Origin of the sequence: Streptomyces physcomitrii, from assembly GCF_012273655.1 — a bacterium.
Classification (GTDB): Bacteria; Actinomycetota; Actinomycetes; order Streptomycetales; family Streptomycetaceae; genus Streptomyces; species Streptomyces physcomitrii.
This window is the reverse complement of the sequence record NZ_JAAWWP010000011.1, coordinates 123,255-137,872: the sequence shown is the minus strand read 5'-3', so window position 1 is coordinate 137,872 and position 14,618 is coordinate 123,255. Positions and strand designations below refer to the sequence as shown.

At 75.4% G+C, this 14,618-nt stretch carries 11 protein-coding genes; 6 read left to right on the top strand and 5 right to left on the bottom strand.

Going from position 1 to position 14,618, the window contains the following annotated elements; all coding sequences use genetic code 11:
* Positions 1 to 75: 75 nt before the first annotated feature.
* Positions 76 to 522 (bottom strand): SCO4402 family protein, encoded by a 447-nt coding sequence (locus HFV08_RS18970; protein WP_040252327.1) that lies wholly within the window; start codon positions 520 to 522, stop codon positions 76 to 78.
* 181 nt (positions 523 to 703) lie between these two features.
* On the opposite strand from HFV08_RS18970, the gene HFV08_RS18965 reads away from it, so the two are divergent.
* Positions 704 to 2,023: an ABC transporter substrate-binding protein gene (locus HFV08_RS18965; protein ID WP_168540924.1), complete on the top strand. Its 1,320-nt coding sequence runs from the start codon at positions 704 to 706 to the stop codon at positions 2,021 to 2,023.
* Between the two features lie 121 nt (positions 2,024 to 2,144).
* Here HFV08_RS18965 and HFV08_RS18960 read toward each other — a convergent pair whose 3' ends face one another.
* On the bottom strand, positions 2,145 to 4,148 hold the full coding sequence (locus tag HFV08_RS18960; protein WP_168540923.1) for a hypothetical protein: 2,004 nt from the start codon (positions 4,146 to 4,148) through the stop codon (positions 2,145 to 2,147).
* 219 nt (positions 4,149 to 4,367) lie between these two features.
* On the bottom strand, positions 4,368 to 5,750 hold the full coding sequence (locus HFV08_RS18955; RefSeq protein ID WP_040252321.1) for an NsdA family TPR-like regulatory protein: 1,383 nt from the start codon (positions 5,748 to 5,750) through the stop codon (positions 4,368 to 4,370).
* A 218-nt stretch (positions 5,751 to 5,968) separates the two neighbouring features.
* On the opposite strand from HFV08_RS18955, the gene HFV08_RS18950 reads away from it, so the two are divergent.
* From HFV08_RS18950 to HFV08_RS18940, 3 genes are all read left to right on the top strand, one after another.
* Positions 5,969 to 6,772, top strand: a complete 804-nt coding sequence (locus HFV08_RS18950; RefSeq protein WP_168540922.1) for an ABC transporter ATP-binding protein — start codon at positions 5,969 to 5,971, stop codon at positions 6,770 to 6,772.
* Entirely contained in the window at positions 6,769 to 8,427 is a 1,659-nt protein-coding gene (locus HFV08_RS18945; protein ID WP_168540921.1) for a transporter, read from the top strand. The genes HFV08_RS18950 and HFV08_RS18945 overlap by 4 nt, the downstream gene beginning before the upstream one ends.
* Positions 8,428 to 8,883: 456 nt before the next feature.
* Entirely contained in the window at positions 8,884 to 10,386 is a 1,503-nt protein-coding gene (locus HFV08_RS18940; protein WP_376770662.1) for a PAS domain-containing protein, read from the top strand.
* A gap of 26 nt (positions 10,387 to 10,412) precedes the next feature.
* On the opposite strand, the gene HFV08_RS18935 is transcribed toward HFV08_RS18940, so the two are convergent.
* On the bottom strand, positions 10,413 to 11,219 hold the full coding sequence (locus tag HFV08_RS18935) for an SIS domain-containing protein (protein ID WP_168540919.1): 807 nt from the start codon (positions 11,217 to 11,219) through the stop codon (positions 10,413 to 10,415).
* 225 nt (positions 11,220 to 11,444) lie between these two features.
* Between HFV08_RS18935 and HFV08_RS18930 the strand changes: the two genes are divergently transcribed.
* Both HFV08_RS18930 and HFV08_RS18925 read left to right on the top strand, forming a co-directional pair.
* The gene (locus HFV08_RS18930) at positions 11,445 to 12,137 is read left to right on the top strand and encodes an iron-dependent transcriptional repressor DtxR (protein ID WP_040252313.1); all 693 of its coding nucleotides are present in this window, start codon (positions 11,445 to 11,447) and stop codon (positions 12,135 to 12,137) included.
* Positions 12,138 to 12,627: 490 nt separating this feature from the next.
* A complete protein-coding gene (locus HFV08_RS18925; RefSeq protein ID WP_168540918.1) occupies positions 12,628 to 13,488 on the top strand; it encodes an alpha/beta fold hydrolase in 861 nt (286 codons plus the stop codon).
* A 48-nt stretch (positions 13,489 to 13,536) separates the two neighbouring features.
* On the opposite strand, the gene pdxH is transcribed toward HFV08_RS18925, so the two are convergent.
* On the bottom strand, positions 13,537 to 14,217 hold the full coding sequence (gene pdxH, locus HFV08_RS18920) for a pyridoxamine 5'-phosphate oxidase (RefSeq protein ID WP_246341883.1): 681 nt from the start codon (positions 14,215 to 14,217) through the stop codon (positions 13,537 to 13,539).
* Positions 14,218 to 14,618 lie beyond the last annotated feature (401 nt).

Sequence of the window (14,618 nt, the reverse complement as noted above, 5' to 3'; positions counted from 1 at the left end):
AGGATTCCACAGTCGGGCGCCCGCGAGGGCCGCCCCGCCGACAGGTGAGACGGGGCGCCGGAAGCCGCCGGCCCCTCAGGCCGTGCGCGTGACGAGGCGCAGCGCCTCCAGGGTGCGCGGCGCGGTGTCGGGATCGTCGCCGTCGCTGGTGGCGAGCCTCACATGGGCGTCCCGGGCCGCGCGCACCGCCTCCGGCCAGGCATGGTGCTCCAGATAGGCGGCGACCTGGGCGTCCGGGCCGACCTGGTGCATGATCCGCAGCACCCGCAGCACGGCGACGTCGACGAGGGCCGCCTCCTGGGAGTCCCGGAAGATCGTGCCGACGTACTTCTCGGCGGACCAGTTGTCGAGCCAGGTGTCCTCGACCAGGCGGTACACGGCGTCGGTGACGTCCCCGTACCCGGTGTGCCCCGCGAGCCAGCACTCACGCTGGAAGACGGGGTCGGAAAGCATGTGCAGCGCCGAACGCACATTGCTGCGCCAGCGCCACCACGGCATGTCGTTCAGCGGCATGACGCCCATGGTGGCCGAGCGACTGCCGCGACGGGAAGAGTTCTCCGGTGCTTGCACGAGGACCGATCGTACGTTCCCCGTCCGGCGCGCCCCACCGGCCCCCACCGGCGCCCGCTGTTCACCTGCGCGCCACCGCCGGTTCCCCGAAGGTCACTGGCAGGTTCTCGGGGCGCCGGAATCGTGGCTCGACATGACCGAAAGGCCTCGCACGCGCCTCTTGCCCGTCCCGTTCCCCGCCGCCTCCGCTCGCGCCGACCGGCCCGCCGGGGCGAAACGCGGGTGCCGCCGGGCGGCCGCGGCGGCTCTCTGCGCGGCGCTGCTGCTCTCCGGCTGCGGGGTGCTCGACGACTCCGCGGACGAGGCGCCCCTGACGGTCATGACCTGGGCCCCGGAGAACACCCGGGCGACCAACAAGCCCGGCATGACGGCCATGGCGCGGGCCTACGCGCGCTGGATCAACACCCAGGGCGGCCTCGGCCACCGCGAGCTGCGGGTGCTCACCTGCAACGACCACAACGACGCGGTGGGCGCCGCGGCCTGCGCGCGCCGGGCGGTACGCGAGGACGTGGCGGCCGTGGTCGGCTCCTACAGCCAGCACGGCCGCTCCTTCCTGGGTCCGCTGGAGGCCGCCGGGATCCCGTACATCGGCGGGTACGGCGTCACCGAGGACGAGTTCACCAGCCCGCTGTCCTACCCGGTCAACGGCGGCCGGCCCGCGGTGCTCGCCGGGGTCGGCCAGGAACTCGCCGAGCGCTGCGGCCGGGTCGCCCTGGTGCGTCCCGACACCGTCGCCGGGGACAACCTGCCGGTGCTGCTCGACGCGGGGCTGGCCAGGGCGGGTCTGCGGGTCAGGGACGTGCGCGCGGCCGAGGACGACACCTCCTACAGCGAGGCGGCGCGGCAGGCCCTGGAGTACGCCACCGGGGACCCGGACGAGCAGGGCTGTGTGACGGCGGCGCTCGGCGAGCGCACCGACACCTTCTTCGACTCCTTCCGCCGCACCGAGGACGGCTACCCGGCCGTGCGGGTCGCCTCCGTCCTCGGCAGCGTGGACCAGTCGGTGATCGACCGCACCGGCGGGGCCTCGGGCCCCTACGAGGGCGCGTACGTCACCGGCTGGTATCCAGTGGCCTCGGACCCGCGCTGGCGGGAGCTGCGCGCGGTCATCGACCGGCAGGCCTTCGGCGACAACCGGGTCGACGCGGCGGACGCGGGCGTGCAGACCACCTGGATCGCCTATACGGTGCTGCGCCGCGCGGTGGAGTCCCTCGGCGGGGGCGAGGTCAGCGCGCGCACCCTGCGCCGCACCTTCGACGACGGCCTCCAGGTCGGCACCGGCGGCCTCACCCCGAAGCTGAGCTGGCGCTTCGAGGACATGATCGCGGTACGCGACTTCCCCCGCCTGGTCAACGCGGACGTGACCTTCCAGGTGGTACGCGCCGGCCGCCTGGTGGCTGAGCGGCGCGGAGCGGTGGACATGTCCCGGACGCTGGAGAGCGCGCCGGACTGAGCGGGCGGACGGTGCGGAGCGATCGAGCCGGTCCCGTACGAGACGGCCCGAGGCGACTCGGTACGCGGCGGCCCGCCGGGACCGCCTCAGCGCACCCCGGCCGCCGGCCCCGGCTCCCGCCTCACAGCTCGGACTTGTCGCGGGCAGTGAGGCCGTACTTCTCGGCGATGGTGTTCCACAGGCCCGCCGCCTCCTGCTTGGCCTTGGTCGCCTCGCCGCTGGAGCGGTTGGCCGCGACGGTGTGCGCGGTGCCGCGCGCCTTGCCCTTGGGGCAGAACTTCTTGCCGCCCTTGCCGACCTGGTCGGCCCAGGCCGCGTAGTGGTTGTCGGCGGAGGCGGAGGCCTGCCAGGCCTTGGTGAGCGCGGCCGTCAGGCGGGCGTGGTCCGGGAGCTTGTCCACCGAGAGCTTGCCGAGGCGGGTGACCAGCCCGCTGCGCTGCCGGCCCGCCTCGCGGAGGCTGCGCGCGGACTCGCCGAGCTTGTCGCAGCTCTTCACATGGCCGACCGAGGAGATGACCGCGCTGCGGCTGTTGTTGCTGTCGGCGAGCAGCTTGTCCAGGGCCACCGCCTGCTCCTCGACCGGGTCGACCGAGGGGGACGGCTCCGCGGACTCCTCCGGGGCGGTCGCGGAGACGGGCGCGCTCTTGTCGTCCCCGTCGCCGTCGCCACCGGAGCTGCTCAGCAGCGCACCGGCGCCCACGCCGATCACCGCGATGCCGACGCCGACGGCCGCGAGCAGCGGCACCTTCGACCCGGTACGCCGCCGGCGCTCGTCCTGCTCCCGCCGCTCGGCCCGGCCGCCCGGCTCGCCGCCGCCCGGCGGGGGGTACGGGGCGCCGCCGCCCGGCGCACCGGGTCCCGCGGGGGCGCCCGCGTTGAACTGCACGCCCCGTGCGCGCCGCGCGTCGTAGCGGGGCATCTGCTGGGTGGCGGCCGGAGCCTCACCGGGCGCGGTACGGAAGAGGCTGTCGAACTCGGCCGGGGGCTGCCGCTCCCCCGGCTCCTGCCCGGCACCGGGGCCCTGACCGGGACGGGGTGCCTGGCCGCCGGGGTTCTGACCGCCGGGCGCCTGGCCCGCGCCCGGCTGCTGCTGCCCGGCGGCCTCGGCGGGCGTGCCGGGGCGGATGCCGTAGGGGGCGCCGGGCGGCGGGGCGGGGACCGGGGCGATGTACTGGGTCGGCTCCGCGTCCGGGTTCGGGGCGGGGGGCTGCGCGCCGCCGTACGGAGACGGGTCGCCGGCGTCGGGCTGCTGCGGGATGCTGCCGAGGAACCGGGTCGACTCGGCGTGGGACGCCCCGGCGCCGTGCGGTGCGGGACCGGCGGGCATCTCGGGCGGCAGGGCGCCCGGAGCCACCGGCGGAATGTACTGGGTGGGCCCTTCATCCGGTATGTACCGCCCGGCCTCCGGACCGAACTGCCCGGCGCCCGGCGCGAATTGCGGGCTCTCGGGGGCATACTGCGGCGCTCCCGGCGCGTACTGCGCCCCTTCAGGACCGTACGAGGGGTCCCCGGAGCCGTACGAGGAACTCCCGGGCCCGTAGGAGGAGTTCTCCGGCGCGTACGCCTGGCTCTCCGGTGCCGCGTACCGACCGGGGGGCTGCGCGGGCGGCAGGGCCCCGGGAACGGCGGCGGGCGGGAGGGCGTGGCCCGCCTCGGGGGCACCCCAGCCACCGGACTGCTGCCCGTGGCCCTGGTCCTGGTGCCCGCCCTGCTGCCGATCCTGCGGGTACTGATCTTGCGGGTACTGGCCCTGCTGGTACTGATCCGGCCGGTGCCGACCGGGGCCCTGGTCGAGCGCGTACCCCTGGCCGTCGGTGCCGTAGCGCGCGTCCACCTCGTACGGCCCGGAGCCGGAACCGTACCCGGGGGCGGACTCCGCGGCGGCGGACTCGGCGCCCCAGGCGTTGCCGGGGGCGGCGGGCGGCGGGGACTGCGGGCCCCAGGGCTGACCCCAGGCCTGGCCGCCCGCGGGGGCGCCGCGCTCGGGGCCGCCGGGTGGCACCGGGCGCTCGGCGGGGGCGCCGGGGAGCAGCGGCTCGCCCCCGTCGGAGGGCAGCACGATGCCTTCGTGTGCGTGCCGCTCCGGGGGGAGGGGCGCGTCCTCGCCCTGTCCGCTCTGCGTCACCGGGACTCCTGACAGTGGTGGGCTTCTCGCTCGACGGCTCACGCTACCCGCTGTCCCAACTCCCGTGCCACGCAGGCGGGCCCGCTCCCGCCCAAGCCCGCGCAGCCCTCGCATCCGGGGCCAGTCCGACAATTCCCGCCCGGCGCGCGACGCCGTGCACGCGCTCCCGCCGCACCACCGGAGGGCCCGCTTCCGGGCCCCTTCCGGCTGCCTCCCCGGTCAGGCCGCCCGCAGCTCCGCCCGCGCCCCGAAGTCCCGGACGACCGGCTCGTCGCGGTAGGGGGCGAGGCGCTCCTTGAAGTCCTCCAGGTACTCGGCGCCGCGCTGGGAGCGGAGCCCAGCGAGGAGTTCCACCGCGTGCAGGGCGGTGTCGCAGGACTGCTCCAGCTGGCGCTGCTCCAACTGCGCGGTGGCGAGCAGGACCAGGCCGATGGCGCGCCGCCTGGCCCGGGACGCGGGGTGGCCGGCGAGCGACTCCTGGGCGGTGCGGGCGGCGGCGGCCCACTGGCCCAGGTCGCGGTGGCAGTGGGCGAGTTCGTCGGCGAGGTAGGAGTGGTCGAAGTGGGCGATCCAGACCGGGTCGTCGCCGTCGACCCCCTGGGTGCGCTCCATCGCGTCCAGCGCCTTGGCGATCCCGGACTCGGCGGCGCTCCGGTCGCCGAGCAGGGCGTGCCCGCGCGCCTCCGCCGCGTGGAACATCGCCTCCGCGCGCGGGGTCACCCGCCCGCGCGCGCCCTCCTGCGCGGCGCGCGCCAGCTGGGAGATCTCCCGCGGATTGCCGAGCTGGGCGGCGAGATGGCTCATCGAGGCGGCCAGTACGTATCCGCCGTAGCCGCGGTCGCCCGCCGCCTGGGCGAGGCGCAGCGCCTGGATGTAGTACCGCTGGGCGAGACCGGGCTGGCCGGTGTCGACCGCCATGTACCCGGCCAGTTCGGTGAGCCGGGAGACCGCGGCGAAGAGGTCCCGCCCGACGGACTCCCGGTACGAGCCCGAGAGCAGCCCGGAGACCACGCTGTTGAGGTAGTGCACGAGCACCGGGCGCACATGCCCGCTGCCGTACTGGTGGTCCAGGGTGACCAGCGCCTCGGTCATCGCCCGTACCGCCGCCACGTCCGAGGCGCCGACCCGGGCGCCCGCGGACCGGGCCACCTGGCCGTCGGGGGCGGAGATCAGCCAGTCCCGGCTGGGCTCCACCAGGGCGGAGGCGGCGACCGTGGAGCCGGAGAGGAAGTCCCGGCGGCCGACATCGCTCCGCCACAACTCGCTGACCTGCTCGATGGCGCCGGGGACGGTGACCGAGAACTGCAGGCCCACCCCGGTGGCGAGATTGCTCCCGCCGGACATCCCGATCTCCTCGACGCTGACCCCGCGGCCCAGCTTGCGGCCGAGCGCCTCCGCGATCACGGCGGGCGCCCGGCCCCGGGGCTGCTGGCCGCGCAGCCAGCGGGCCACCGAGGTCTTGTCGTACCGCAGGTCGAGTCCCTGCTCCGCGCCGCACATGTTCACCCGGCGGGCGAGACCGGCGTTGGAGCAGCCCGCCTCCTGGATGAGCGCCTGCAGGCGCTCGTTGGGCTGCCGTGCGACGAGAGGCCTTGCGGCCATGGCGTACCCCCTGGCTCCCGGTGCCGTCCTGCGCACCACGACGTGTTTTCTCGGCTTGATCAATGCCCCACGGACAAACGGAAGATGCGGGACATTGCGAGCTTTACCCGTGGCGGCAGGACGGGCCGCCTCTCGCGGGCTACCCACCCCGGCGGGCCTTGTGCCCGCGCGCCCCCGGTGGTGCATCAGTGCGCCCCCACCGGCCGTATCGTGACCGGATGACGGAAACGGGACAGGGGAAGGCACCGGGGACGGCCCCGGCGGTGCGGGTCCGCGGGCTGTGGAAGCGGTTCGGCGAGCAGACCGCGGTGGCCGGAATCGATCTGGAGCTGCCCGCGGGCAGATTCATCGGCCTGGTCGGACCCAACGGCGCGGGCAAGACCACCACCCTGTCGATGGTGACCGGCCTGCTCCGCCCCGACGAGGGCAGCGTCGAGGTGGCCGGGCACGACGTCTGGCGCGATCCGGCCGCGGTGAAGGCCCGGATCGGCGTGCTCCCCGAGGGCCTGCGGATGTTCGAGCGGCTCTCCGGGCGCGAACTCCTCGGCTACACCGGCCGGTTGCGCGGCATCCCCGGACCCGAGACCGATCGGCGCGCGGACCGCCTGCTCGATGTGCTGGGCCTCGCCGACGCCCAGCACAAGCTCGTCGTCGACTACTCGACCGGCATGCGCAAGAAGACCGGCCTGGCCGCCGCCCTGCTGCACAATCCCGAAGTCCTCTTCCTGGACGAGCCGTTCGAGGGTGTGGACCCGGTCTCCGCCCAGACCATCCGCGCGGTCCTGGAGCGGTACACCGCCTCCGGCGCCACCGTGGTCTTCTCCAGCCATGTGATGGAGCTCGTCGAATCGCTCTGCGACTGGGTGGCGGTGCTGGCCGCGGGCACCATCCGCGCGCACGGCACCCTCGACGAGGTACGCGGCGGCGCCCCCTCGCTCCAGGAGGCCTTCCTCCGACTGGTGGGCGCCGAGGGCCGGTTGGACGACTCGCACCTGGACTGGCTGGGCGGCGGGGCCCGATGAGCGCGGCGGCACCCGAACCCGCAGCACAGCAGGGCGCGACGGCACCCGAACCCGGCGCGCGGCTGGGCGCGGCGGCGCTCACCCCCGTCTTCGTCCGGCTGCGGCTCTCGCTGCTGCGGGGCGGGCTGCGGCAGTCGGCGGGGCGCCGCGCGGCCTACCTCGCCTCCTCCGCCCTCGCCCTGCTCGCCGCCTGCTTCCTCTCCCTCGGCCTGGTCCTGCTGCACGGCAATACGCACGCCGACGCGGTCACGGTGCCGCTGGCCGCGCTGCTCGCGCTCGGCTGGGCGGTGATGCCGCTGTTCTTCCCGAGCGGCGACGAGACCCTCGACCCGAGCCGCCTGGTGATGCTGCCGCTGCGCCCGGCCCCGCTGGTGCAATCCCTCCTGGTGGCCTCCCTGGTGGGCGTAGGACCGCTCTTCTCGCTCTGCGTCCTCGCCGCCTCGGCGGTGGCGCTCGCCGGTACGCCGGGGGCCTGGGCCCTCGCCGTCCTCGCGGTGCCGCTGGCGCTGCTGGTCTGCGTCAGCCTGGCCCGCGCGGTCGCCGCCGCGAACGTACGGCTGCTGACCTCCCGGCGCGGCCGGGACCTCGCGGTGCTCAGCGGACTGGTCATCGCGGTCGGCGCGCAGCTGGTCAACTTCGGTGTGCAGCAGCTGGGTTCGGCCGGACTGGAGCGGCTGGAACCGGTGGCCGGGGCGGTGCGCTGGGTGCCGCCCGCCGCCGCGCTCGGCGCCGTGGCCTCCGCGGGCGAGGGCTCGTACGGCAGCGCGCTGGCCCAACTCGCCCTCTGCGCCCTCGCCTTGGCGGGCCTCCTGCACCTGTGGCGGCGCAGCCTGGAGCGGCTGATGACCGCGCCGGACGGCTCCACCCTGCAGGCCGCGGCCCCGGACGCGGTACGCCGCCGGGGCCGGGACCCGCTCGCCCGGCTGCTGCCCGCCGGGCGCACCGGGACCGTGATGGAGCGCAGCCTGCGCTATGTGTGGCGGGATCCGAAGACCAAGGCGGCCTGGGTGACCTCGCTCGCCGTCGGCCTGATCGTGCCGGTCTTCAACGCCCTCCAGGGCAGCGGCTCGGTCTACTTCGCCTGCTTCGCGGCGGGCATGCTCGGCATCCAGATGTACAACCAGTTCGGCCAGGACACCTCGGCCTTCTGGATGGTCGCGATGACGATCTCCTCGCCCCGGGACGCCTATGTGGAACTGCGCGGCCGCGCCCTCGCCCTCCTGGTGATCACCCTGCCGTACGCCACCCTGGTCACCGTCCTGACCACCGCGCTGATCGGCGACTGGGAGCTGCTGCCGGAGGCGGTCGGGCTCTCCTTCGCGCTGCTCGGGGCGATGCTGGCGACCGGCGCCTGGGCCTCGGCCCGCTTCCCGTACTCGATCCCGCAGGAGGGCCACAAGAACGTCGCCGCGGGGCAGGCCGGGCTCGCCTGGATCTCCGTCTTCGGCGGGATGGTGGCCGCGGCCGTGCTCTGCGCTCCGGTACTCGCCCTCGACCTCTGGCTGCACCTGGCGGACCGGGCCTCGGCCGCCTGGCTGCTGCTGCCCGCCGGTACGGCCTACGGGATCGGGATCACCCTGCTCGGGCTGCGCCTGGCCGCCCCGCGGACGGCACGGCGGCTGCCGGAGATCCTGGCGGCGGTGAGCAAGGGCTGAGCGCGCCACCGGGGGCCCGGGGCGGGTGCCCCGGAACGCGGACGACCCGCGGGCCTTGGTCCCTCCGGGGAGGGAGCCGGCCGGACGTACCGGCGGCCCGCGGGTCGGGTGACTGCGTGGAATGGGCCAGCGCTAGAAGCGTGGGCCCTCAGCCACCTCACGCGTCCGGTATGCGTACATCTGCCGAACCACCTCCCTTCTCGTGTGCCCCACACAGTAGGAACCGTCCCGGCGGTGTTCAAGCCCTTTTTCCTCCGGCCGCCCGGCGGGGCCCGGCCCGGTCCGGCCGACGGGTCCGGCCCGGCCCGCACAGCGGCGCCCGCTCCCGTCCCGGCCCCGTCCGGGTGTTTCGCGCCCGCAACGATTTCCGTGAACCCGGTGTGCACTGCGTCACCTTCGAGTTGAATGATCCTCCGTGCAGTTGACCGCGCAGGAGCACACGGCAGGGGGTGCCAGGTGACTGCTTCCCGGCGCAGTGGATCCACCGGCGAACTCGGCGAGCCCGGCCGGGGCACGGGCCAGGACGGCGGAACGGGCGACGGCCGGGGCGGCGGACCCGGCTCCGGCGAGCCCAACGGCCCCGGTGAGGAGACCGGGCGCCCCGGCTCCGATCTGCTCGCGGCCCTCCTCGACGGCATGGACGCCGCCCTCTGCGCGCTCGACGCCGAGGGCACCGTCACGCACTGGAACCGCGAGGCCGAGCGGATCCTCGGCTGGAGCGCCGAGGAGGCCGTCGGGCGCCGCGGCTTCAGCGGCTGGGCGGTGCGCGAGGCGGACGCGGCGCAGGTGGCGGACCGGCTGCTCGCGGCGATGGACGCCCCGGGCCGCCAGGTCCACGAGTTCGCGCTGCTGACCAAGGACGGCGGCCGCGTCCTGGTGCGCACCCAGTCCGCCGCGGTCCGCGGGGCCGACGGGAGCCCGGCCGGTGTCTACTGCGCCTTCAGCGAGGTGCACGCCCAGATCGACCTGGAACGCTCCCTCGCGCTCAGCGAGGCGCTCTTCGAGGACGCCTCCTGGGGCGTGGTCCTCGTCGACGCCGATCTGCGGCCCGCCGTGGTCAACACGCACGCCGCCCGCGCCTTCGGCTCCGGCCGCTCGGCGCTGCTCGGCCGCCCGCTCGGCGAACTGCTCGCCCAGGGCGCCGAGGAGCTGGAGAGCGCGCTGACCCATGTCCTCGCCGCGGGCGCGCCGCCCGCCCCCGCCGAGATGTGGCTGACCCTGCGCACCGCCGAGGGCGAGCGGCGCCGCTGCTGGCGCAACGGCTTCCTGCGCCTGTCCTCCCCGCTCGCGGAGGAGCCCGTACCGCTCGGGGTGGGCTGGCTCTTCCAGGACGTGACCGAGTCCCGGCGGACCGAGCAGGAGTCGGCGCGGCTGCGCTTCCGGGGCCGGCAGCTGCACCGGGCGGCGCTCGCCGCGGCCGAGTGCGAGGACCCCGGCGAGGCCGCCGTCACCCAGCTCGACTTCGCGCTGGCCGGTTTCGCCGACCACGCCCTGCTCGACGCGGCCTTCGACGGCGAGCCGGCCCGCCTGGTCCGGTTCGCCTCGGCGCCCGCGGGCGGCCATGTCCCCGGCGCGCTTTCGGGGCAGGCCCGCATCCCGGTGGGCTACGAGGAGGACCACCCGGCGCTGCTGTGCGTCCAGCGCGCCGGTTCGGTACGGGCGGACGCGGGCGGCAGCGGCCTCGGCTCCGGCTCCGGCTCCGGTGAGAACGGTGAGGCGGCCGGACCGGTGGATCCGGAGGCGGCGCGGCGCTGGGCGGCCCGGCGGCAGTGGCCCGAGGACGCGGTGCACGCCCTGTGCGTGGTGCTGCGCAGCCGGGCGCGGACCCTGGGCGCGGTGACCTTCCTGCGCGGCGGCCACCGCCCCGCCTTCACCCGCGAGGACGCCCAGTACGCGGAGAGCGTCGCCGCCCGCCTGGCCGCCGCCCTGGACCTGGCGGGCGTGGGCGGGGCGGACTGAGGCGGGCGGACGGGAGGGCGCCGCGGCTACCGGTAGAAGATCCGGTCCCCGTACGTGGCGAAGACCCGTTCATTCCACTCGATGCCGCCGTCGACGTTGCCGGAGCGCAGCAGCGGCACCTCGGCGCCGCGCCGGGCCAGCTCCCCCGCGGCGGCGGCGAAGACGGCGTGCAGCAGGGCGCTGGTCACCGGGGTGGAGACGGGCGCGAAGGGCGCGTCGATGCCCTCGGCGGTCAACTGGGCGTCGCCCACCGGCACCCCGGTGTCGAGGACCGCGTCGCAGTGGTCGACGAGCCGGGTGCCCGAGGCGTGCCGGGCGGTGGTGGCCTCCACGTAGGCGAGCGAGGTGACGCCGAGGGTCCTGAGGCCCCGGGCGCGGGCCTCCAGCGCCATCTCCACCGGCAGGGTGTTGCGCCCGGAGAGCGAGATCACCAGGAGCAGATCGCCCGCGGTGACCGGGGAGGTGTCCAGGACGGCGGTGGCCAGGCCCTCGACGTGCTCCAGGGCCGAGCCGAGGGTCGCCGGGGACTCCACGCCGCGGGCCCCCGGCACCGGGAGCAGATTGACCAGGGCGAGGCCGCCCGCGCGGTAGACCAGGTCCTGGGCGAGCAGCGAGGAGTGCCCGGCGCCGAAGGCGAAGAGCCTGCCGCCCGCGGCCACGGTGTCCGCGATCAGCGCCGCCGCGGTGCCGATGCGCCCGGACTCCGCCTCCTGCTCGCGCTGCCGGGCGAGCAGGTGGAGCGTGGCGTCCAGGTAGGCCTCCGCGAGGCCGCCGCCCGGCGCCGCCGCGGCCCGCTCCCCGCGCGCGTCCCCGTCCGTACCGACTGCGCTCACCCGCGCACCTTCCTTCCCCGCCCCGCCCGGGGCGCCGTACGGCCGCCCGCCGGGCGCCTGTTGTACGGATCACATTCTGCCGCCGCTCACCGTGCGGGGAGTGCGGGCCCGGTGTCAACACGGAGGCGCTGGGGTCGAGAATCTCCGGCATGCGTCAGAATTGACGTGAGGCTGCATCACGGCGGCGAGCACCCGCACCGGCACGGCAAGATTCGAGGGGCACGTATGTCCGCACTGATCGACACCACGGAGATGTATCTCCGCACCATCCTGGAGCTCGAAGAGGAAGGTGTGGTCCCGATGCGTGCCCGCATCGCGGAGCGGCTCGACCAGAGCGGCCCGACGGTCAGCCAGACCGTGGCACGGATGGAGCGGGACGGACTGGTCGCCGTCGCCAGCGACCGCCACCTGGAGCTGACCGAGGAGGGCCGCAGGCTCGCGACCCGGGTGATGCGCAAGCACCGTCTCGCCGAGTGCCTCCTCGTCGACGTCATCGGCCTGGAGTGGGAGCAGGTGCACGCGGAGGCCTGCCGCTGGGAGCACGTGATGAGCGAGGCGGTGGAGCGGCGCGTCCTGGAGCTGCTGCGCCACCCCACCGAGTCGCCCTACGGCAACCCGATCCCCGGCCTGGAGGAACTCGGCGAGAAGGACGGCGCCGACCCCTTCCTCAACGACTCCCTGGTCTCCCTCTCCGACCTGGAGACCGGCGAGGAGGGCAAGACCGTCGTGGTGCGCCGCATCGGCGAACCCATCCAGAACGACGCCCAGTTGATGTACACGCTGCGCCGGGCCGGGCTCCAGCCGGGCGCCGTGGTCAGCGTGACCCAGTCGCCGGGCGGGGTCCTGGTCGGCAGCGGCGGCGAGGCCGCGGAGCTGGACCCGGAGATCGCCTCGCACGTCTTCGTCGCCAAGCGCTGAACCCCGCGCCCGGGGCGCCGGGACGGGGCCTTCGGGCGGCGGACCGATCAGGTCGCGCCGTTTTCGGAATTCACAGCTCCGGGCCGCAGCGCTGAGCGGGATTTCCTGCAAGGCTGTGACCGGCATATGACTCACGGGAGTCCCGAGGATGTCGGAGGAGCCCTGAGGATGAGCGTCGGCGAACGGACTCAGGACCCCGGCACCTCGCGGCGCCGGGGCCCCGCCTCCCCTGTCCCGACCCGGAGCCCCGAGCTCCCAGGGTCGTACCCGTCGGACCGGTTTCCCCGAGCGGCCCGCCTCCCGCTCCGAATCTCCCCAGCGCCGCGAGCGACAATCCCGCCGCGCCGTCACTCGTACGAGGGGTCCTTGCCGCACAGCACATGTTTTCGAATAGGGGTTCGATAGCGTGACCGGTGGCCGTCCCGAGGAGCAGCGAACGGCGCGGCCCGGAGCAACCACCGTCTAGGGGATCGAGGGGGGTGCCAGGTCAATGGAGCGGCACATCGAGCTGAGCGGCGCGGACGGAGTGCGCCTGGCCGCCCGTGAGTTCACGGGTGCAGCGGGCGCCGGCGGGGCCCCGGCGGACAGCGGCGTCTTACTGCTGCACGGCCTGATGGGCTGCGCCGGCCACTGGACGGGCACCGCCGGATGGCTGGCCGCCCGCCACCGCACCGTCGCCCTCGACCAGCGCGGCCACGGCCGCAGCGAGAAGCCCGGCGCCGGCCCCTGGACCAGGGAGGCCTACGTCGAGGACCTGGCCGCCGTCCTGGAGCAGCTGGAGCTGGGCCCCGCCGTGCTCGTCGGCCACTCCATGGGCGCCCTGAACGCCTGGCAGCTGGCCGCCCAGCGCCCCGACCTGGTGCGCGCGCTGATCATCTGCGACATGCGGGCCTCCGCGCTCGGCCTCGCCAGCCAGCGCGTCTGGGAGGACTGGTACGACGCCTGGCCGCTGCCCTTCGGCTCGCTCGCGGAGGTCCGAAGATGGTTCGGCGAGACGGACCCCTGGCTGGAGCGGCCGAATCCGAGCCGCGCCGAGTTCTACGCGGCGGTGATGACCGAGACCGAGGACGGCTGGCGCCCGGTCTTCGACCCCGCGCACATGCTCAGGTCCCGGGAGCACTGGGTCTACGACGCGCACTGGGAGGAGCTGGCCGCGGTGGACTGCCCCACCCTGGTGGTCCGCGGCCTCGACGGCGAACTCGGCCGCGCGGAGGCCCAGGAGATGGTCCGCGTGCTGCCCCGCGGCCGGTACGCGGAGGTGCCCGAGGCGGGCCACCTCGTCCACCTCGACCGCCCCGGCGAGTGGCGCGCCGCGGTGGAACCCTTCCTGGAGGGCGTGCTCACCTCCTGAGCACCCCCGCTCCCGCCTCTCCTCAACGGCCGCCGGGGGCCGGGCAGTTCACGGACTGAGCCGCTCCACCCGCCAGCCCGCGGCCCCGCCCTCGCGACCGCCCTCCGGTACGCGCCCGTCCGCGCCGCCCTCCCGTACGTACCGCAGCCGGTCGTGCAGCCGGTTGCGGCGGCCCTGCCAGAACTCGACGGCGGCCGGGGTGACCCGGAAGCCGCCCCAGTGCGGCGGCACCGGCACCTCGGTGCCCACCGGGTAGCGGGCGTTCAACTCCGCCCAGCGGCGGTCGAGTTCACCGCGCGAGGCGATGACCTCGGACTGGGCGCTGGCCCAGGCGCCGAGCTGCGAGCCGTGCGGGCGGGAGCGGAAGTAGGCGGCGGTCTCCTCGGCGGAGGTGCGGGCCGCGGTGCCGGTCACCAGGACCTGGCGGGCCATCGGATGCCAGGGGAAGAGCAGCGAGAGGTGCGGGTTGGCGGCCAGCTCGCGGGCCTTGCGGGAGCCGTAGTTGGTGAAGAAGACGAAGCCGCGGGCGTCGTACTGCTTCATCAGTACGGTGCGGGCGCTCGGGCGGCCCTCGGCGTCGGCGGTGGAGACGATCATGGCGTTGGGCTCGTAGAGGCCGCCGAGCATGGCCGATTCGGCGGCCTCCCGGAACCAGTGGCCGAACTGCGTCATCGGATCGGCGGCCAGCGTGCGCGCGTCCAGGCCCTCGGTGCGGTACTGCTCGCGCATCCCGGCGGGGTCGAGGGCGGTCTCCGGGGCGGCGGGGCGCGGCCGGTCGGCGGCGCCCCGCGCGTCGGCGGCGGCATCGGCGGCGAGGGCGTCGGCGGCCTCGGCGGTGGGGTCGGTCACCCGGCCATCCTGCCGCATCCGGCACCACATCCCGGCGGCTCCGGCACCCGGCCCGGGCGGGTCCCCGTAGCGCCCCGGCCGGATCTCCGTACCGCCCCGGCCGGATCCCGTACCCACCCCGGCCGGGATCCCGTGTCCGCACCATCGACGCGCGGACCCTCTCGATGGCACAGTGGCACTCAGTGCCGCACACTCACCCTAGGAGTGGCACGCCGGGCCGTCGCCCCCGAGCCGCGGGGCGCACCGCGCAGAGCCGCCGACCACCGTCGCACCCAAGGAGC

Coding starts and splice junctions, on each gene's coding strand:
- HFV08_RS18930 (WP_040252313.1), top strand. CDS start 11,445: ATGTCCGCACTGATCGACACCACGGAGATGTATCTCCGCACCATCCTG.
- HFV08_RS18945 (WP_168540921.1), top strand. CDS start 6,769: ATGAGCGCGGCGGCACCCGAACCCGCAGCACAGCAGGGCGCGACGGCA.
- pdxH (WP_246341883.1), bottom strand. CDS start 14,217: ATGCGCGAGCAGTACCGCACCGAGGGCCTGGACGCGCGCACGCTGGCC.
- HFV08_RS18950 (WP_168540922.1), top strand. CDS start 5,969: ATGACGGAAACGGGACAGGGGAAGGCACCGGGGACGGCCCCGGCGGTG.
- HFV08_RS18955 (WP_040252321.1), bottom strand. CDS start 5,750: ATGGCCGCAAGGCCTCTCGTCGCACGGCAGCCCAACGAGCGCCTGCAG.
- HFV08_RS18925 (WP_168540918.1), top strand. CDS start 12,628: ATGGAGCGGCACATCGAGCTGAGCGGCGCGGACGGAGTGCGCCTGGCC.
- HFV08_RS18970 (WP_040252327.1), bottom strand. CDS start 522: ATGGGCGTCATGCCGCTGAACGACATGCCGTGGTGGCGCTGGCGCAGC.
- HFV08_RS18965 (WP_168540924.1), top strand. CDS start 704: ATGACCGAAAGGCCTCGCACGCGCCTCTTGCCCGTCCCGTTCCCCGCC.